General features: G+C 56.0%; 16 protein-coding genes. 8 read left to right on the plus strand and 8 right to left on the minus strand.

All coding sequences use genetic code 11. The annotated features are described in order from the left end of the window. Position 1: 1 nt before the first annotated feature. The 3 genes from R1T46_RS20930 to R1T46_RS20940 are packed head-to-tail and all read right to left on the minus strand — an operon-like array spanning position 2 to position 2,240. Positions 2–613 (minus strand): type 4a pilus biogenesis protein PilO, encoded by a 612-nt coding sequence (locus R1T46_RS20930; protein WP_007154614.1) that lies wholly within the window; start codon positions 611–613, stop codon positions 2–4. After that, positions 613–1,176: a PilN domain-containing protein gene (locus R1T46_RS20935; RefSeq protein ID WP_317306920.1), complete on the minus strand. Its 564-nt coding sequence runs from the start codon at positions 1,174–1,176 to the stop codon at positions 613–615. Before R1T46_RS20935 ends, R1T46_RS20930 begins: the two co-directional genes overlap by 1 nt. Next, entirely contained in the window at positions 1,176–2,240 is a 1,065-nt protein-coding gene (locus tag R1T46_RS20940) for a pilus assembly protein PilM (RefSeq protein WP_317306921.1), read from the minus strand. The genes R1T46_RS20935 and R1T46_RS20940 overlap by 1 nt, the downstream gene beginning before the upstream one ends. Positions 2,241–2,454: 214 nt before the next feature. Between R1T46_RS20940 and R1T46_RS20945 the strand changes: the two genes are divergently transcribed. Beyond that, positions 2,455–4,941, plus strand: coding sequence for a penicillin-binding protein 1A (locus tag R1T46_RS20945; protein ID WP_317306922.1), 2,487 nt, complete (start codon positions 2,455–2,457; stop codon positions 4,939–4,941). A gap of 95 nt (positions 4,942–5,036) precedes the next feature. On the opposite strand, the gene R1T46_RS20950 is transcribed toward R1T46_RS20945, so the two are convergent. Beyond that, the gene (locus tag R1T46_RS20950) at positions 5,037–6,302 is read right to left on the minus strand and encodes a malic enzyme-like NAD(P)-binding protein (protein ID WP_317306923.1); all 1,266 of its coding nucleotides are present in this window, start codon (positions 6,300–6,302) and stop codon (positions 5,037–5,039) included. Between the two features lie 231 nt (positions 6,303–6,533). Beyond that, complete coding sequence (gene rpmE / locus R1T46_RS20955) at positions 6,534–6,755, minus strand: 50S ribosomal protein L31 (RefSeq protein WP_007154619.1); 222 nt, start codon at positions 6,753–6,755, stop codon at positions 6,534–6,536. A 260-nt stretch (positions 6,756–7,015) separates the two neighbouring features. Between rpmE and R1T46_RS20960 the strand changes: the two genes are divergently transcribed. The 6 genes from R1T46_RS20960 to hslU all read left to right on the plus strand — a co-directional run bounded on the left by R1T46_RS20960 (position 7,016) and on the right by hslU (position 14,751). Further along, positions 7,016–9,196 (plus strand): primosomal protein N', encoded by a 2,181-nt coding sequence (locus R1T46_RS20960; protein WP_317306924.1) that lies wholly within the window; start codon positions 7,016–7,018, stop codon positions 9,194–9,196. A gap of 183 nt (positions 9,197–9,379) precedes the next feature. Beyond that, positions 9,380–10,228 carry a hypothetical protein gene (locus R1T46_RS20965; RefSeq protein WP_317306925.1) on the plus strand — a complete coding sequence of 283 codons (849 nt, stop codon included), beginning with the start codon at positions 9,380–9,382 and terminating at the stop codon, positions 10,226–10,228. Positions 10,229–10,408: 180 nt separating this feature from the next. After that, complete coding sequence (argS, locus tag R1T46_RS20970; protein ID WP_317306926.1) at positions 10,409–12,094, plus strand: arginine--tRNA ligase; 1,686 nt, start codon at positions 10,409–10,411, stop codon at positions 12,092–12,094. 55 nt (positions 12,095–12,149) lie between these two features. After that, positions 12,150–12,782, plus strand: coding sequence for an SPOR domain-containing protein (locus R1T46_RS20975; RefSeq protein ID WP_317306927.1), 633 nt, complete (start codon positions 12,150–12,152; stop codon positions 12,780–12,782). A 97-nt stretch (positions 12,783–12,879) separates the two neighbouring features. Continuing rightward, entirely contained in the window at positions 12,880–13,410 is a 531-nt protein-coding gene (gene hslV, locus R1T46_RS20980) for an ATP-dependent protease subunit HslV (RefSeq protein ID WP_007154624.1), read from the plus strand. Positions 13,411–13,422: 12 nt separating this feature from the next. After that, positions 13,423–14,751: an ATP-dependent protease ATPase subunit HslU gene (hslU, locus tag R1T46_RS20985; protein WP_317306928.1), complete on the plus strand. Its 1,329-nt coding sequence runs from the start codon at positions 13,423–13,425 to the stop codon at positions 14,749–14,751. Positions 14,752–14,844: 93 nt separating this feature from the next. Here the strand turns inward: hslU and R1T46_RS20990 are convergent, their stop codons facing one another. The 3 genes from R1T46_RS20990 to R1T46_RS21000 all read right to left on the minus strand — a co-directional run bounded on the left by R1T46_RS20990 (position 14,845) and on the right by R1T46_RS21000 (position 19,039). After that, on the minus strand, positions 14,845–16,089 hold the full coding sequence (locus R1T46_RS20990) for a patatin-like phospholipase family protein (protein ID WP_317306929.1): 1,245 nt from the start codon (positions 16,087–16,089) through the stop codon (positions 14,845–14,847). A 97-nt stretch (positions 16,090–16,186) separates the two neighbouring features. Then, the gene (ptsP, locus tag R1T46_RS20995) at positions 16,187–18,493 is read right to left on the minus strand and encodes a phosphoenolpyruvate--protein phosphotransferase (RefSeq protein WP_317306930.1); all 2,307 of its coding nucleotides are present in this window, start codon (positions 18,491–18,493) and stop codon (positions 16,187–16,189) included. 15 nt (positions 18,494–18,508) lie between these two features. Further along, on the minus strand, positions 18,509–19,039 hold the full coding sequence (locus tag R1T46_RS21000) for an RNA pyrophosphohydrolase (protein ID WP_091643469.1): 531 nt from the start codon (positions 19,037–19,039) through the stop codon (positions 18,509–18,511). A gap of 174 nt (positions 19,040–19,213) precedes the next feature. On the opposite strand from R1T46_RS21000, the gene R1T46_RS21005 reads away from it, so the two are divergent. After that, on the plus strand, positions 19,214–19,870 hold the full coding sequence (locus R1T46_RS21005) for an HAD family hydrolase (RefSeq protein WP_273624408.1): 657 nt from the start codon (positions 19,214–19,216) through the stop codon (positions 19,868–19,870). Positions 19,871–19,877: the final 7 nt, after the last annotated feature.

The following is a 19,877-nucleotide window of genomic DNA, read 5'->3' on the forward strand; positions in this document are numbered from 1 at the left end:
CTCATTCTCCAGCCCGGTAGCGGTAGGTACGTGCAAGAACCTGCATATTCAGCTGCTCTCCATCACCGCCTGTTGGTGTTATCGTTAGGTCATGCAACGTCACAATCCGCGGCAGGCTCGCCACACTGCTGACGAACGTCGCCAATTCGTGATACGAACCCGATACCCGGATGTTGATCGGAAGCTCCGCGTAGAAATCACGCCGCTGCTCCCCCTGCAACTTGACTTCCTGGAGCGAAAGGCCGCTACCCAACGCCGTATTGGTAATATCCTCCAGCAGGCCAGGCACTTCGGTTTCACTCGGGAGTTGACGCACAAGCGCGCCGAAGGTCTCTTCCATTTCCTCCATTTGCGCCTTGAATACTTCGAGGTTAGCCACCTGATAAGCCTTGTCTTCGTAGCGCTTCCGAAGCTCCTGCTCGGTCTTTTCGACACGGTCAAGCTGGGCATACTGATCTTTGACAAAGAACCAGTAACCACCACCCAGTATCAGGCCAAAAATGATAAGCGCTACGATTGCCTTGATCGGGGCGGGCCAAATACCGGCATTGTTGACGTCCAGATCATTGATATCAAATTCATTGAGGTTCTTGAGTGAGTCCGCGAGGCTCATTATTTGTCCTCCCCTTCGGGCTCTGGTGTTTGTTGCTGCACCGACAGGTTGAACTGGCTGTAACCAGCACGACGGTTATCGGCGGCAGACACGTTTGACAGGTTAGGGTTAGTGAACCAGTCGGACTCTTCAAAACGTCTCATAAGGGCGGAAATTCGGCTATTGGACTCCGACATACCAACGATACCCACAGTGTCTCCGGTCTTTTTGAGGCTCGTGTAAAAAAGTCCATCTGGCAGGGTGCGGACCAGTTCGTCAAAAACCCGCACGATAACCGGGCGCTTGCCCTGGAGATCCTGAATGACCTGCATGCGCGACAGCAGCTCGTCCCGCTTGCGCTTCAAATCCTCGATCTCTTTAATCTGCTTATCCAGCTGCTTGGTTGCGGTTTCGATATAGGCGTTTCTGGATTCCTGGTAGGCGATACGGTTGTCCATATCGGTTTTCCAGAGAAAAGTCAGGCCGACAGCTATAAAAGCCGCGCCCAGAATCATCACCACAAACTGCTTCTGCTTCTCCGCCCGGAGTTCTTCGCGCCAGGGTCTGAGGTTAATCTTTGCCATCAGTCAAAGCTCCTCATTGCCAGCCCGCAGGCGATCATGAGCGAAGGTGCATCATTGCTCAGCGAAGACGCATTCACTCTTGACCCCACCGCCATGTCCGCGAAAGGATTTGCGACCAGCGTTGGTGTGCCTGTTTTTTCCTCGACCATCTCTGTCAGCCCCTGAATAAATGCCGTGCCACCTGCCAGGACCACGTAGTCAACCGCATTGTACTGGCTTGCGCCGAAGAAGAACTGCAGCGCCCTTGCGACCTGCTGAACTACCGCTTCGCGGAAAGGCGTCAGAACTTCGGAATCGTAGTCGTCCGGAAGACCGCCCTGTTTCTTGGCCAGGCCGGCTTCTTCAAGGGATAAACCATAACGACGCTGAATTTCTTCGGTGAGTTGCTTCCCCCCGAAAATCTGCTCGCGAGTGTAAACCGTCTTGCCTTCCGCCAACACGCTCAGTGTGGTCATGGTGGCGCCGATATCGACGATCGCCACAACGAGTTCTTCACCCTGGGAATCAAGCTGAGACTCAATGAGTGCGTATGCGCGCTCAAGTGCATAGGCCTCGACGTCCACGATCTTGGTGGTCAAAGACCCAATCTCTAGAGCGTCTTCCCGAATATCGACGTTTTCTTTCCGGCACGCCGCAAGAAGTACATCGACCTGGTCCGGGTTGGTCTCAGACGGCCCCTGAACCTCGAAGTCGATCGCCACTTCATCCAGCGGATAGGGGATATACTGATCGGCCTCAAGCGTTATCTGATCTTCCATCTCAAACTCGTTGAGACCACTGTCCATCTGGATCAGCTTGGTAATAACGGCGGAACCAGAGACCGCCACAGCCACCTGCTTGACGCTCGTACGTGATTTGGATGCGACACGCTTGAGCACCTCGCCCACCGCCTCGACATCCGTGATGTTTTTCTCTACCACAGCATTGGCCGGTAGTGGCTCAACTGCGTAGCTCTCGACCTTATAGCGGTCGCCCTGCTTCGATAGTTCCAGTAGTTTGACCGAGCTGGAACTGATATCCACGCCCAGCACCGAACTGGATTTCTTTCCTAACAATCCGAACACGCGCTCACCCTATACCTGGTTACATGCACCGGGTTATGAAAACTCCCGACGGAGTTCTTTCATATGTGTTTTTTATTTAAGAGAATTTCTTTAGTTTTCCGTCTACAATGCTCGTTCTTCTTTAATTGAGAAGCATTGCACCCGGGAAGCGGCTAGCCCTTCCTAAAGCAATTTCTCAAATGATAGACCTATATCCAACAGTTGTCAGAAAAAAATGTCTCATTTGTTGCGTACATCTCGCCTGTTTGCATGGCTATTTCTCACTGGACTCAGTCTCGCCACAATCGTGGCGTCAGGATTTTATCTTTATCTCCGCCCTGGTTTGCCTCCTGTGGAGCAACTCCTGGACATCAAGTTGCAGACCCCCTTGAGGGTCTACAGCGCAGACGACAAATTAATAGCAGAATTCGGTGAAAAGAGAAGGGCACCGGTCACAATAGAACAGATCCCTACAATTCAGTTACATGCCTTTATGGCAGCCGAAGACGCCCGTTTTTACGAACACTTTGGGGTCGACTTTAAAGGCCTGATGCGGGCTGCCATCGAACTGATCTCCACCGGCGAGATCCAGTCCGGGGGCAGTACCATCACAATGCAGGTTGCAAAAAATTACTTTTTGTCACGCGATCGGACGTTTATTCGCAAGTTCAACGAGATACTTCTGGCTCTTCAGATCGAGCGTGAACTGGACAAAAACCGCATCATGGAGCTCTACCTCAACAAGATTTACCTGGGCAATCGCGCCTATGGTATTGCTGCCGCCGCCCAGGTGTATTACGACAAACCCGTGACCGAGCTTTCTCTGGCAGAAATGGCCATGCTTGCCGGGCTGCCCAAGGCTCCCTCCGCCTACAACCCTCTGGCAAACCCCGAACGAGCACAGATTCGTCGTAACTGGATACTGGGACGCATGCGCGACCTCCAATACATCACCAGTGACGCCTATGAGCTGGCAGCCAACGCCCCCCTGACCGCAAGCTTTAACGCCCCGTCCACTGAGGTTGATGCCGACCACGTTGCGGAAATGGCCCGAGCTGAACTGGTCAGGCGATTCGGCGATGCCGCCTACACCGACGGCTATGAAGTCAAACTGACCGTTGAAAGCGAGAAGCAACAGGAAGCGACGAGAGCCCTAAGAGCAGGATTGGAAGCATACGACCGGCGCCACGGTTTCCGCGGCCCCATTGGACAAGTGGATGAAGAGCAACTGGAACCGGACAACCTCACAAATCTGATGGCAAATTATCCCCGCGTGGCCGAACTCGTGCCGGCAGTTGTAACCCGAGTAAGAGACAAAGACAGTGAAGTTGATCTTTACGCCCGTCAGCTTGGCGAGTCCGTCATGGCATTCTCCACAATGACTTGGGCCAAACGATACAAAACCGAAAACCTGACAGGGTCCGAACCAGAAAAGCCGTCCGACGTAGTCGCTGCGGGTGACATCGTTTACGTAAAGCCCATGGTAGTGATGACCCCTGAGCAGCCAGGTGAATCCGACACCCAGAAGCAAAACGATGAACAGAAAGCCCTGGATATCGCCGAAGTCCGGCGCGTTGCCCTCTCGCAGGTACCTGCAGTACAGGGCGCACTGATCTCCCTTGACGCACAAACCGGCGCCATTGAAGCACTCGCTGGCGGATACAGTTTCAGCCAGAACAAATACAATCGCGCCACCCAGGCGAGGAGGCAGCCGGGCTCAACCTTCAAGCCATTCCTGTATCTGAGCGCACTTGAAAGCGGCATGACACCCGCAACCATCTACAACGACGCACCTATTGTGTTTGACGACTCCGAATTAGAGACCACATGGCGCCCACAGAATTCATCAGGACAGTTTTACGGCCCTACTCGCCTGCGAGAAGCCCTGTATCGGTCCCGCAACCTGGTGTCAGTACGCTTGCTTCGGGACCTGGGCATCCAGAACACCATAGACTACCTTGAGCAGCTTCAGATCCCCACGGAGGACATGCAAAAAGATCTGTCACTCTCGCTGGGCAGCGGACTTCTGACACCGATGGACCTGGCCCGAGGGTTCGCGGTGATCGCCAACGGCGGCTACGACGTCGAGCCCTACCTCATTAGCCAGATCTCGGATATCAACAACGAAACAATCTTCGAAGCGCCAGACGTCACACTCTGCGATGAAAACTGCACAGAGAAACAGGAGAACAACTCCGACGACGAGAAAGAAGTTCGCATTGCCAGGCGTCTGGCCGATGAACGCTCGGTATACATCCTGCATTCCATGATGCGGGATGTAATCAGACGAGGCACCGGCCGACGCGCTCAGGCCCTGGGACGGGATGATATCAGCGGCAAAACCGGCACCACCAATGAACAGAGGGACACCTGGTTCGGCGGCTTCAACCATGACGTAGCCACCACAGTATGGGTTGGCTTTGATCAACCACAACCTCTTGGCCGCCGAGAGTTCGGCGCCAGCACTGCCCTGCCCGTCTGGCTTGATTACATGAAAGTGGCACTAGAGGGCGAACCGCCGTCATTGATGGCAAGACCCAATGGCATCGTTAACATCCGCATCGACCCGGAAACAGGCCGGCGAGCAAGGCCGGGGCAAGAAGGTGCCATGTTCGAAATATTCCGTGAAGAGGATGCCCCGCCGCCGTTAGATCCTCAGGATGAGTCATCGGCCGGCGGCAACAATGGCAGTAGCGATGACCTGTCGAGACAGATATTCTGACACCAGGCAAGCGGGGCGAAAAAGTCTCGCGGCCACAAAAAAACCGGCGACTTAACAGTCGCCGGTTTTTTATTTCCCGAAATCAATGGGCTATATCAGATGATATCGTCCATTGATTTCAGCGGGTAATGGGCCGGGTAGCCGTTACGGGCAACGCCCGAGTCAACCGCCGCGCGAGCGACTGCCGCCGGAACAACTTCCAGCAGGCGCACGTCCATCGGCTTGGGAATGATGTACTCCCGGCCAAACTCGAAACTTGCAACGTCATAGGCTTCACAAATTTCCTGCGGAACCGGCTCTTTCGCCAACTCGCGAATCGCGTGAACAGCCGCCACTTTCATTTCTTCGTTGATTGCGGTCGCCCTCACGTCCAGAGCACCACGGAAGATGAACGGGAAGCCAAGCACGTTATTCACCTGATTCGGGTAGTCTGAGCGGCCCGTAGCCATGATCAGGTCATCACGGGTAGCCAGCGCCACTTCAGGGCTGATCTCAGGGTCCGGGTTGGAGCAGGCAAACACAATCGGATTCGGAGCCATCAGCTTAAGCTGGTCCGCGCTCAGCAAATCCGGGCCGGAAAGCCCGAGAAATACATCCGCGCCGTCCATCGCATCATCAAGCGTGCGCTTGTCCGTGTCGTTGGCAAACATCGCCTTGTACTGGTTCAGGTCCTCGCGACCGGAATGAATCACGCCCTTGCGGTCCAGCATGTAGATGTTTTCGGACCGAACGCCACAGCTGATCAGCAGCTTCATGCAAGCGATAGCCGCTGCGCCTGCTCCGAGGCAGACCACTTTGGCCTCATCGATTTTCTTGCCCTGCAACTCCAGGGCGTTAATCATGCCTGCAGCGGTTACGATGGCCGTGCCGTGCTGATCATCATGGAAGATGGGTACACTGCACTTTTCGATCAACGCGCGCTCAATTTCGAAGCACTCGGGAGCCTTGATGTCTTCAAGGTTGATACCGCCGAAGGTGTCGGCAATACGTTCAACCGTTTCTATAAATGCCTGGGGGCTTTCGGAATTGACCTCGATATCGAACACATCAATCCCAGCAAAGCGTTTGAACAGTACGCCTTTGCCTTCCATAACCGGCTTGCTCGCCAGCGGACCCAGATTACCCAGACCAAGGATTGCAGTGCCGTCTGAAATCACGGCTACCAGATTACCCTTGGCGGTGTATTTGTATGCGTTCTCGGGGTCCTTCGCGATCTCGCGGACCGGCTCGGCAACCCCGGGGCTGTACGCCAGGGAAAGGTCGCGGGAGGTCTTGGTGGGCTTGGTGATTTCAACACTCAGCTTACCAGGCCGCGGCTTGGCGTGGTATTCAAGGGCTGCTTCTTTCAGATCTTGAGACATTGCCACTGTTCCGTTTGTCACGTTTAAGAGGTAATAAGCCACCGGGCCTTGCCCAGCGGAGCGCGACATTATGGCGCGAAGGGCTGCATCAGACAAGGCCAGATTGGCCACTTGTTAATCAGTCAATACGGCTTTTTGCGTATGCATTCACAACAGGCGCGCCCTCCAGGGCGAGCCTGCAGATACAAAAAAAGCGCCTCGCAAGGCGCTTTTTCACTATCAACATTCGGATCAGGCTTTCTTGCCACCGATGCGACCACCGAAACGCTTCTGGAAACGGTCGATACGGCCGCCGGTGTCCATCACTTTCTGCTTACCGGTGTAGAAAGGGTGACACTGGGAGCATACATCCAGAGTCAGGTCCTGAGTAAACGTAGAGCGGGTCTTGAGAACATTACCGCAGGAACAGGTAGCGGTAATTTCGGCATACTTGGGGTGAATACCTTCTTTCATGGCGAACCTCTATCGGTCATGCCGCTACCAGATCACGGGATTGTCCGCGTTGCTAAACAATCCGGGTGTCGGGCACCGCATGTTTGAATCAATTGACAAGACGGGGCACAATCATGCCCTGCCGGAAACAGACCGCGAATCTTACTTGCAAATGCGGTATCAGGCAAGCCCCGGACCGTCTTATCATCCCGCCCGACACGGGACACGCCGGATTGCAGCCCTTTTAAAGGATAGGCAGATACCGTGACACCTTTATCGCCATGGAGCCAGATGTGCCCCGAACTGCGCGTATAGCATTGAATCGCCCTCTCCGGCGGCTGTTCGACTACCTGGTACCAGACCACCTGACATTACAAAAGGGCCAACGAGTCACCGTCCCCTTCGGCAGGCAATCGGCCACCGGTCTGGTGGTCGAGACTGACGCCCGACCGCCAGAGAGCATCACTCTCAAGCCGGTCCGATCAGCCAGCGAGGCATGGCCTGCACTGCCCCCGGAAACCTTCCGCCTACTCAGCTGGGCGTCGGATTACTATCAGCACCCGCTCGGTGAATGCCTTTTTACCGCACTGCCGCCCGCGCTGCGTCGCGGCAGGCCTGCCGTGGAGCATGCCGAACCTTATTGGCAAGCCTGCGGCGATCCTGCGCTGCTGCCCGGTAATGCAACGCGACAGAGAGAACTGCTGGCCTGGCTGAAGCGCCAGCCCGGGGGCGCGGGCAGCAAACAGATTGTGCGCGCTGGTTTCACACAGTCGCAAATCCGGAGCCTTCAGGAAAAAGAGCTGATCGCCGAGACCACGCCACCCTCACCAAGTGGTGCATCGGAGGAAACCCGGAATCGTATCCCCGTGCTGTCTCCGGCCCAACAAGAAGCTGCTGACCAACTTCCATCGTCTGATGACGGCTTCACGACGGCACTCCTGTTCGGTATCACAGGCAGCGGCAAAACCGAGCTTTATCTCCACTACCTCAAGACTCACCTGGACGACAAGCACCAGGCGCTCGTTCTGGTACCTGAGATCAACCTGACGCCGCAGACCGTAGCCCGCTTCCAACACTATTTCGGGTCACGCATCGCGGTATGGCACTCGGCACTAAAAGACAGCGAACGGCTTTCAACCTGGCTGAGAATCCGCAATGGCGAGCCAGTCATTCTGATCGGTACCCGCTCGGCTGTATTGCTCCCCTTCACCGACCTGAAAACCATCATCGTGGATGAGGAACACGACAGTTCCTATAAACAGGGGGAAGGATTCCGCTATTCCGGCAGGGACACCGCAGTCTATCGTGCACACCTCAATGATTGCCCCGTCATTCTTGGCTCCGCAACCCCCTCTATGGAGTCCTACCACAACGCCCTTACCGGCAAATACACTCTGGTTCGACTTGAGGAGCGTGCAGGCAATGCCAAACTACCGACGATCAAGTTACTGGACATTCGTAGCCGACCTCTGGAGGGTGGCCTCTCACGACCTGCGATGCGCGCTATCGAGAAATGCCTGAACGCCGGACAGCAGGCTTTGGTGTTTGTGAATCGCAGGGGGTTTGCTCCAGTCATGATGTGTTTCGACTGCGGCCACATGGTTGAATGCCCCCGCTGCGACACCCGCCTTACCTATCATCGCCGCGACCGTGCCATGCGCTGCCACCATTGCGACTTCCAGACCGCTGCGACAGACCACTGCCCAAAATGCAGCAGCGAGTCATTCAAGCCAGTCGGCCAAGGCACTGAAAGAAGCGAAGATGTATTGGCAACACAGTTTCCGGACGCCCCCGTCGTGCGGGTAGATCGGGACAGCACTCAACGCAAAGGCAGCATTCAAGGTATTCTCGACACAGTGAACAGCGGCAACCCCTGCATACTGGTGGGCACACAGATGCTGGCCAAGGGACACGACTTCCCAAACGTTACGCTCGTCGTTGTTGTTAATGCTGATGGCGGGCTATTCAGCGTGGACTTTCGCGCCCCCGAACAGTTGATCCAGACCCTACTGCAAGTGAGCGGGCGAGCCGGACGTGGTGAAAAATCAGGGGAAGTACTGGTGCAGACCTGCCATAGCGACCACCCACTGCTGCGATCATTAGCCGCGGGCTACTATCTCCCTGTTGCTGACCAATTGCTTGCCGAACGAGAAACCAGCCAACTCCCGCCCTATCGGGCAATGGCCATACTTCGAGCCGAGTCAAACATCATGGCATCGAGCCTCAAACTACTTGATGGCATGAAATCAAAGGCATCAGACTGCGGCATTGAGTCTTGGGGGCCATTGCCTGCACTGATCGCGCGCAGGGCTGATCGTCACCGGGCCCAACTGATTTTGGTTTCAAGCAACCGAATTCGGCTTAACCGTCAACTGGCAGCGCTTTGCCAGGAACTCGACCTGATGAAACTTCCCGCCGACATTAAATGGGCAATCGACGTTGATCCGCTAGAAACCGGGTGACCCACCAGAACTGTGACAAAGAGGGCCTTTTTGCAATATTTTACAACCTGCCAATGGCCCGAGCATTTCTTGGCCATCGAAGCCTGCTAGTATTCATGTATTACACTGGGCAGAGTCAGCATGGGCACGGCGAACAAAACGTCGACGCGCAATAAAAACGACACAAAGAAATTGGAGCTTCAAATGTCAGGGATGGTACTCAGTACACGCTTACCGCTTTTTGCGGCCTGCCTTTTGATCACAGCCTGTGGTGGCGGCGAGAGCTCCCAGCCACTCGCTGACGGAAGCGATCCCACGGCACTGACTGAGGGAGGCCCCTGGTCTACCCCACTGGTTGATGGCACCAACGGTTCTTCGGACAGCCTGGGAAGCGCCAATGATGGCGGCGACACCGGTCTCAGACCTGGCGTCTATTTAACCGACATTGATTCTAACAATGGCGGTTCCGATGAAGCTATTACCTGGATAAGCGGCTCTGGTCGTTTTGTGACGGCCATCAACTCGGTTAATTCCGTGTTTGGTAATGTTGAAGCAGACTCTGAAGGCGCCCAATTCAGCGGAAGTGCAGCCAACCTGTTCTACACTGACCAGTGGAATCGGGCCGAGGGCAGCCTCAACGGCATCGTGGAAGACCCGCAAAGCCTCAGCTACAGCATCAGCGGGGAATACAATGGCAGCGCAGCCCTGATGAGGCTGGTCGATCTGAGCAATGAGTCAATCTCGCTGGACATCCTGTCTGACTCCTACCTCTCCCTTGATCAAACTACGAGTTTCACGATAGGAAGCCAAGGCGGCCTTACCGGATCGGATTCAACAGGCTGTGTTTTTGATGGGCAGATTTCAATCCAGTCCTCAAGCGTCAACGTCTTTGACGTCACGTTTGAAGCCACCAACTGTGGGGCCATACCCACCTCATCGCCGTCCGAACGCAATGGCCGCTATAACGGCTTGGGCTCCTACGACAGCATCAACCTCCGTATAAGCTTCATGAGCGCCAATAATACGGTGATCCTTCCTTTCCAAGGAGACTGAAGCAGCACCAACACACCCTGCAGCATCGGGAGCACTGCGCGCCTGGGGGGAACGCAACTGGCCTCGAACAGCGTAATTTGAGTCGCCCGCACCTTTCCGCGATAATAGCGTCCTTCGACATCTCCGGCGGGACGCTTCCGCCGTTCTTCCATTCTCTTGCAACCCGAGTCATCCGACAGCATGAAAGAGACCGTATCCGAACTTCTCCAGTCTGCGCTGGCGACCCTGCAATCTGAAGGCACTTTGCCCGCAGATCAGACCTTTACAGCACAGGTAGGCAACACCAAGGACAAATCCCATGGTGATTACGCCTGCAATATTGCCCTGGTGGCATCGAAGGCTGCCGGTTGCCCGCCACGAAAGCTGGCAGAAGCATTGGTCGAACGGCTACCGAACAGCAACGCTGTCGAGAAGGTTGAAATTGCGGGCCCCGGATTTATCAACTTTTTCATGAGTACTGCCAGCGCCTTTGAAGTGGTCAACACCATACTCGACGACGCCGGGCAATACGGCCGCAACAACAACGGCGAAGGCAAGAAGGTCCAGGTGGAATTTGTCTCTGCCAACCCAACCGGCCCCTTGCACGTGGGTCATGGCCGTGGTGCGGCGATTGGTGACTGCCTGAGCCGCCTGCTGGAAGCCAATGGTTACCAAGTCACCCGCGAGTTTTACTACAATGATGCGGGCGCGCAGATCAACAATCTGGCGCTTTCAGTGCAATCACGGGTGAAAGGACTAACACCGGAAGACGAAAACTGGCCTGCCGATGGCTACCGCGGTGACTACATCACCGATGTGGCCAACGCCTATCTCGCCGGCGAAACCGTTATCGCGGACGACCGGGAAGTCACCGGTAAAGCCGATCCGGACGATCAACAAGCCATCCAGGAATTTGCCGTTGCCTACCTGCGTCGTGAGCAGGACCTGGATCTGAAAGCCTTTGGCGTGGAATTCGACGTGTACTTCCTTGAGTCATCGCTGTATGAAGATGGCAAGGTAGAGGAAGCTGTCGAACGCCTGCAGGAAAATGGCTATACCTACGAACACGACGGCGCTATGTGGCTGAAAACCACCGAATTCGGTGACGATAAAGACCGCGTGATGCGCAAGAAAGATGGCGGCTACACCTATTTCCTGCCAGACGTGGCCTACCATCTGGACAAGTGGCAACGGGGCTTCACCACGGTTATCAATGAGCAGGGTGCCGACCACCACTCTACCGTCACGCGGGTTCGTGCCGGTCTGCAAGCGCTGAACGCTAACATCCCAAAGGAGTGGCCGGACTATGTGCTTCACCAGATGGTGATGGTGACCAGGTCTGGACAGGAAGTGAAGATTTCCAAGCGCGCGGGCAGCTACGTGACGGTCCGTGACCTGATCGACGAAGTGGGCCGCGACGCCACCCGCTTCTTCCTTGCGGCCCGCAGAGTCGACTCCCAGTTGACCTTCGATATCGATCTGGCCCGCTCCCAGACCAATGAAAACCCGGTCTATTACATTCAGTATGCCCATGCACGCATCTGCAGCGTGCTCAGAAAGCTGAAAGAAGAAGGGGTTGAACGCGGCCTGAACGAATGCGTGGGAGATCTGTCCTTGCTGACACTCGACGAGGAAAAGGATCTCGCTAACCAGCTGGCCAAGTACCCCGAGCTGATAGAAAGCTCAGCCAAACTGAGAGAACCACATCACCTGACGCACTATCTCAGGGATCTTGCCGGGCAGTTCCACACCTACTACAACGCCCACAAAGTTCTGATCGAGGATACCGCTGTCCGGGACGCTCGCGTTTCCCTGTATCTTGCGGTTCGGCAGGTGATCGCCAATGGTCTTGATCTGCTTGGCGTGAGCGCTCCCGACGAAATGTAGCAAGTCAGGCTTCATGATCTGAATATTCAGGCACGCAACAGGAACTAACCCGGCCATGTCCCGAGACTATGCCCGCAAATCCAGACCGGCCAGCAAGCCGGCAACATCAACAAAATCCGCAAGGCCTGCGCGTAAGCAGAAGCAGCCCCCAAAACGCCCTGCTGCCGCCAAGTCACAGCGGGGCGGCTTGTCATTGAAGTGGATTCTGTCACTGGCAGCTGTGGGTGGTTTTATCGGCTTTATTGCCTATCTCAACGCACTTCCTACATCCGAGCCTCGCCAGGGTGAAAAAACCACAACAGCCGAAACGCCTGCGGTAAAGGAAAAGCCTCCGGAAACCGCCGCAAAAGAAAAACCCGGCTTTCGCTTTTACGACATGCTTCCTGACTCGGAGGTGGTTCCTCCCGAGGTTGAGGAGTATACCCCAGGGCCAGGACAGCAAACGTTTGATTACCTGGTGCAGACGGGGTCTTTCCGACAACAGCAAGATGCGGAGAGGCAGCGGGCCGAAATCGCATTCCAGGGCCTCCGTGCCCAGGTCAAACGCATTGACCTCGACAGCGGAAGCACCTGGTACCGCGTCAATGTAGGCCCCTTCACCTCTCGCAGCCAGATGAATGCGGTTATCGACAAACTGGTCGACCTCAACATTCAGCCTCTGGTCAGGAAGATTCCCAAGGAGGGCTGAGATGCCCTCCTGACTCTCTTTCCTCCCGCCCTTGAAAACCTCCCCCTCGCCTCCATAACTGCTGGATACCGTTTTCTATCAGGCAAATGGAGCCAGAATGACTACCATACTCTCTGTCAGGCGTGACGATGAAGTTGCCATGGGTGGCGACGGCCAGGTCTCCCTCGGCAATACCGTAATGAAGGGCAATGCCCGCAAGGTTCGCCGGCTCTATAATGACAAGGTGCTGGCCGGTTTTGCGGGTGGTACCGCCGACGCATTCACCCTGTTCGAGCGCTTTGAAGCCCAGCTTGAGAAACACCAGGGCAACCTTACGCGCGCTGCTGTCGAGCTGGCCAAAGACTGGCGAACCGACCGGGCCCTTCGCCGCCTGGAAGCCTTGCTGGCCGTCGCGGATAAAACCGCATCGCTTATCATCACTGGCAACGGCGATGTTATCGAACCAGAACAGGGGTTGATCGCGATCGGCTCCGGCGGTCCGTTTGCACAGGCTTCCGCAAGAGCCCTGCTGGAAAACACCGACCTGAAAGCCAACGAGATTGTGGAGAAGGGCCTGGATATCGCGGCCGACATCTGCATCTACACCAACCACAATCGCACCCTCGAAGTACTCTCAGCCAACGATTGATCCGGAGCTAGCATGTCTGCAATGACCCCCCGTGAGATTGTCCACGAGCTCAACAAACACATCGTGGGCCAGGAAGAGGCCAAACGTTCCGTGGCCATCGCCCTGCGCAATCGCTGGCGCAGGATGCAGCTGGACAGTGGTCTGCGCGAGGAGATCACACCAAAAAACATCCTCATGATCGGCCCCACCGGTGTTGGCAAAACCGAAATCGCACGCCGTCTCGCCAAATTGGCGGACGCTCCATTTCTGAAAGTGGAAGCGACCAAGTTTACCGAAGTGGGCTACGTGGGCCGGGACGTCGAGTCCATTATCCGTGATCTGGCGGACATGGCCATCAAGATGCTGCGCGAGAAGGAAATGAAACGCCACGAGCATCGCGCTATGGATGCCGCCGAGGAACGTATTCTGGACGCCCTGATTCCGCCGCCCCGGGACTTCAAGGAAGACAGCCAGAAAACCGAAGACTCTTCCACCCGCCAGCTGTTCCGCAAGAAACTGCGTGAGGGCGAGCTGGACGACAAGGAAATCGAAATCGACCTGAGTAACAGCGGCGCCGGCGTTGAAATCATGGCACCTCCCGGCATGGAGGAGATGACCAGCCAGCTACAGAATATGTTCTCGAGCATGTCCTCTGATAAGCGCAAGACCCGCAAGATGAAGGTCGCTGACGCCATGAAGCACGTTCGCGACGAGGAAGCCGCCAAGCTGGTCAATGAAGAGGAAATCAAGCAGAAAGCCATCCAGACCGTCGAGCAGAATGGCATCGTCTTCATCGACGAAATCGACAAGGTGGCCAAGCGCTCCGAGAACACTTCATCGGACGTATCACGGGAAGGTGTACAACGGGATCTGCTGCCCCTGATCGAAGGCAGCACCGTCAGCACCAAGTATGGTTCCGTGCGAACGGACCACATCCTGTTTATCGCGTCCGGCGCGTTTCACCTGTCGAAGCCGTCTGACCTGATCCCGGAATTACAGGGCAGACTGCCGATCCGCGTTGAGCTGCAGGCACTGACCCCGGATGATTTCAAGCGCATCCTCACGGAGCCGGACGCCTCCCTGGTACAGCAGTACGAAGCCCTGATGGACACAGAGGGTGTCAAATTGACCTTCACAGAGGACGCCATCGCCCGTATTGCAGAGGTCGCCTATAAGGTCAACGAGACCACGGAAAATATCGGTGCAAGACGCCTACATACGGTGCTGGAACGACTGTTGGAGAGTCTGTCTTACGAGGCAGGCGATCAGGTTACCGACAGCTTCGAGGTGACGGCGACGTTTGTGGATGAAAAACTGGGTGAGTTGGCTGAGGATGAAGATCTGAGCCGCTATATCCTGTGACCTGCAAGGGCTGGAAGGCCCGAATGTACCCTATCGGGGCGCGCGTTCTTCGCGCCCCCTCTTATCTCCTTCCACAGCACCGAATCACGCCCTCTACTGAGCTTTGCTGAACAGCTCCGACACATTATCAAAGCCGGTTGCCAGCTTTCCTTTCTGGGCTCGTTTCTTACGGCCTTTCGCCACATAGAGTGGAAGCATCTCGCCGTACAGACTGGTACTGATCGTACGCTGCTCATCTTCCAGGCGATCCCGACGCAAACGAATACCGTACTTCGCAAGTTTCGGCTCCAGCTCATCCGCGCGGTTCAGCAGGTCACGCCGCGTCATCTGGTAGGCATGCTCACACACCATTCGGCGGGATTGGAAACTGAACACATTGGAGAAGAACAGCTTGGCATCGTCACGGGTGGGCTCAAAAAGCAGGATATCTTTATCCGGGTAATCCCGGGTGTACTGCGCGATGCCCGACTGCATCCGCGAGTAAACCATGGTACGGAACATCTGTGACAGCAAGTTGGGCATACCGGACCGGGTCAGCTCCCCCGGCCCCATGGTGCCGGCCCGCACGGCTGAACTCGCATCGATAGGAACCTGTGGATTGACCGCAAAGACCAGATCCGCACCGTCCTCAAACGCCACGGACGCATGCAGCCCCTTTCTCAGGGTGCCATCCACGTAGTAGCGACCATCAATGGTGACCGGAACATAGATGCCCGGAGACGATGTACTCGCCTGAATCGCCTTTGATATGGGTACATGATCAAAACCAGGGGCACCGAAACAAACCGCCTCGGTGCTTTCCACATCCGCCGCAACGATGTACAGACTGCGCTTGAGCTGACGGAAATCGTTGGTGCGGCCAAGCATGGTAAAGGCCCGCTGCAAATATTCATGCAAGCCTTCATTGTCAAAAAGACCCGCAGGCGCAGCCTGCGCAAGGATCGTCAGCGCTTCCAGCAAGCTCTGGTCATAAGGGTTATTCACGAACCGTCGCACAGCCGTCGTCACCAAGCCCGGAACCGCCAGCAAGCGACTGCCCAGTTCCCGGAACGCCGGGCGATAAAACACTTCCGTATGGAATGGGTGTACTTCCGCTTCATTGCGCACAAAAATCCGGCACAACTGGGCCGTGGTCATCTGGTTGGCCAGATTGGCCGCAACAAAAGAGCCCGCGTTCACTCCCACGTACACATCAATATTATTGAAATCAAGACCATCCAGCGCCTCATCCAGTGCGCGCAACGCCCCGATTTCGTATATACCACCCAGCGGGCCACCGCCGCCAAGGGCAAGGCCGATGCGAGGTTCGGGCTTAATCGCTGTTGTGGTTGCGGTCATTCAATATCCCCATGCGGGTGCGGTTGGCCATTGCAACTAACACTAGCAGCCAGTTTTAGAGTACACACCCTATATAGGACCAATTGGCCATACGCCTTCACGAAAGCGCCCTTTCGGCATGGGCAATGGCACCAGTCTTGCCGGGCCGCAGGTAGCGACCAAATCCGGCATTGCGCAACGCCAAGTCCACACAGCTTTTAATTACGTGGGGAGAATCCAGCAGCAGAACATCCTCCAGCAATTGCGCAGACCACTCACGGCTTACGCTACGGATAACGGACTTGACCTTCGGCAGGCTGGCCGCATTCATGGACAGGGAATCGTAGCCCATCGCCATCAACAGCAGCGCGCCGCCAGGGTCACCCGCCAACTCGCCGCAGATACCGACAGGCTTGCCGACCGCATGGGCGTCCTGGGCCACGCGTACCAGCGCCTGTAACACGGCGGGATGATAGGAATGGTACAGCTGCGCGACCCTGGGGTTGTTGCGATCCACCGCTAGCAGGTACTGGGTCAGGTCGTTTGAGCCCACAGATAGGAAATCCACGCGATCCGCCAGTTCGCGAATCTGATACACCGCCGCCGGAATCTCCACCATTACCCCGACCTTGGGCATATGGATATTGTAACCCTCCTCCCTGACCTCATGATAAACCCGATAAATCAGGTGGAGGGACTCTTCCACTTCTGAAATATTGCTGATCATCGGCAGCATGATCTGCAGATTGTTCAGGCCCTCACTCGCCTTGAGCATCGCCCGCACCTGAACCAGGAATATCTCCGGGTGATCCAGGGTTACCCGGATACCGCGCCAGCCCAGAAACGGGTTCTCTTCCTGGATCGGGAAGTACGTCAGCGCCTTATCGCCGCCGATGTCCAGCGTACGCATGGTGACAGGATTCGGCGCAAAGGCTTCCAGTTGCTCGCGGTAATATTCGCGTTGTTCCTGTTCCGACGGGAATCGGTCCTTGATCATGAACGGCACCTCGGTTCGGTACAGACCGATACCTTCGGCACCATGGCTCAAAGAACGCACCACATCGGTCATCAGACCGGTATTCACCAACAGCGACACCCGGTGGTTATCGGTGGTTTCGCAAGGCAGATCCCGCAGGGCTTCCAGCCCTTTGATCAACTCGTCTTCCTCGTCACAGATTTCCTGGTAGAAGTTCCTCAGGTCCGTGGAGGGTGACGCAAAAATCTGCCCTTCAAAGCCATCAACAATCAGGTCCTTGCCATCCAGTTGGTTGACGGGAATATCTACCAGACCCATGACCGTGGGCACACCCATGGCACGAGCCAGGATGGCAACGTGGGAGTTGCTGGAGCCCTTGACCGACACCAAACCGACCAGTTGCCCCTTGGGCACTTCCCCGAGCATGGCCGGTGTCAGTTCTTCACTGACCAGGACCGTGTTCTCAGGATAGACCGTGTCCTTCTGCTCACCTTCCTGCAAGTGGGACAACAAACGGCGGCCGAGATCCCTGATGTCTACAGCCCGCTCCTGCAGGTAGTGGTCGTCCATCATTTCAAAGTGACGAACGTACTGTTGAACCACCTGTTTCAGTGCGCCCTGGGCCCAGAAACCTTCTTTGATCCGGTTGCCTACCTCACCTGGCATTGCGTCATCGCCCAGCATACGCAAATAGACATCGAACAGAGCCTGTTCTTCCGGCCGAAGCTGGGAAGCAAGCCGGGCCGCTACCCGCTCAATGTCTTCCCGAACTGCTGTTACCGCGCCTTCAAACAGCGACAGTTCCAGCTCAACATCATCGGTGGGTTTCTCAGGTACAACATCCAGGTCGGCGGCTGGGTACACCACCACGCCCTTGCCAATGGCAACGCCCGGCGCACCAGGCACACCACTGAAACTGACATCAGTCGCTTCTTCACCGGTCAGGGAAAGACCGCTGATGGCGCCCGTTGCCTCGCTGTGGGCGATAACACCGGCCAATTGAGCCGAAACGGTAACCAGGAAGGCTTCTTCACCCTCGTCAAAGCAGCGCGAACTTTCCCGTTGCTGAACAACAAGAACACCAAGAACCCGGCGATGGTGAATGATGGGAACACCCAGGAACGAGCGGAAACGCTCTTCGCCAGTCTCAGGAAAGTAACGATAGCGGGGGTGGGATGGAGCATCTTCAAGGTTGATAGGCTCCTCCCGGGAGCCAACCAGACCAATCAGGCCCTCGGAATAAGCCAGGCTGACCTGCCCTACTGCTTGCTGGTACAAGCCTTCCGTGGCCATTAATATGTAGCGATTTGTGGCTGGGTCAAGCAGGTAAACCGAGCAAACCTCGGTATCCATGGCTTTCTGCACCCGCGAAACAATGACATCCAGCGCCTCCTGCAAATCGCGGGCACTGTTTACCTCTTGTACAAGACTTCGCAGTATGCTCAGCATGGCGGGTTCAATCCGTCATTTCTGTGTGTCCTTCGCGCGTCGGGAAGGCTCGCTCTGGCGCCACTGTTCCATGTCGTAAAACAGCCGCGGCGCGAGCTCTCGCAGCGCACGTCGATAGACCTCGCGTTTGAACGAGACGACCTGCCCAAGCGGGTACCAGTAGCTAACCCACTGCCAGCCGTCGAATTCCGGCGAGTCCGTGCCGTCTACGCGCACCTGCGCGTCCGGCGAAAGCATCCTCAGCAGGAACCATTTCTGTTTTTGTCCCACGCAGACCGGGTGCGAATTGTGGCGCACCATCCTGCGAGGGAGGCGGTATCTCAGCCAGCCACGGGTACAGCTGATGATTTCCACATCGCCTGTACCGAGACCAATTTCCTCCGCCAGTTCCCTGTAAAGGGCCTCTTCCGGTGATTCGTCGTGCTTGATACCACCTTGAGGGAACTGCCAGGAGTCCTGCCCTATTCGCCTTGCCCAGAGGACTTCCCCCCTGTGATTGGCCAGAATGATTCCGACGTTGGGTCTGAAACCGTCCGAATCGATCACGGCACAGTCCTCTTAAAAGTCGGTTGGCCGGATTAAAAATTCACCGGCCGGATTTATCCAAGTTGCTCTCATTCTTACAGAATCCCAAGGCTTCGGCAAACGAAGCCGACGGCGGCGCGTCATGCTAGACTGTTGCGCCTGTGACAGTCGTCGTTTTTGCCGGAGGTATCCAAGTTGACGCTCGCGATTTTTGATCTCGATAACACCCTGCTCGCCGGAGACAGCGACCATGCCTGGGGGGAATTCCTGGTAGAAGAGTCGATTGTGGATGCGGAGGAATACCGGCTGGCAAACGACCGCTTCTATGAGGAGTATCTGAATGGCGAGCTGGACATCATGCGCTACCTGAGCTTTGCCCTTCAGCCTCTTGCACAGCATGACACGGAACAGCTGCTGGCCTGGCGCGAACAGTTTATGGCGAAGAAAATCCAGCCTATGATGCTCGAAAAAGCCAAGGCATTGCTGGATAGCCATCGGGCCGATGGCCATACCTTGATGATCATCACTGCAACCAACCGGTTCGTTACCGAGCCAGTGGCTAAGCTGCTGGACATTGATCACCTGATTGCCACTGAGCCAGAGATGGTCAATGGGCGCTATACGGGGGAGGTTGCAGGTATTCCCAGCTTCCAGGACGGGAAGGTAGCCCGCCTGAATGACTGGCTGGAATCAACTGGAGAAAGTCTCGAGGGCGCCTGGTTCTATAGCGACTCCCACAACGATGCCCCCTTACTGCGCAAAGTCGCAAATCCGGTAGCGGTAGACCCGGATCCGACGCTTGAAAACATTGCGAAAGAAAATGGCTGGAAGATTATGAGCCTTAGAGGCTGACTGGCCT

The sequence above is a fragment of the Marinobacter salarius genome (assembly GCF_032922745.1).
Taxonomy (GTDB): domain Bacteria; phylum Pseudomonadota; class Gammaproteobacteria; order Pseudomonadales; family Oleiphilaceae; genus Marinobacter.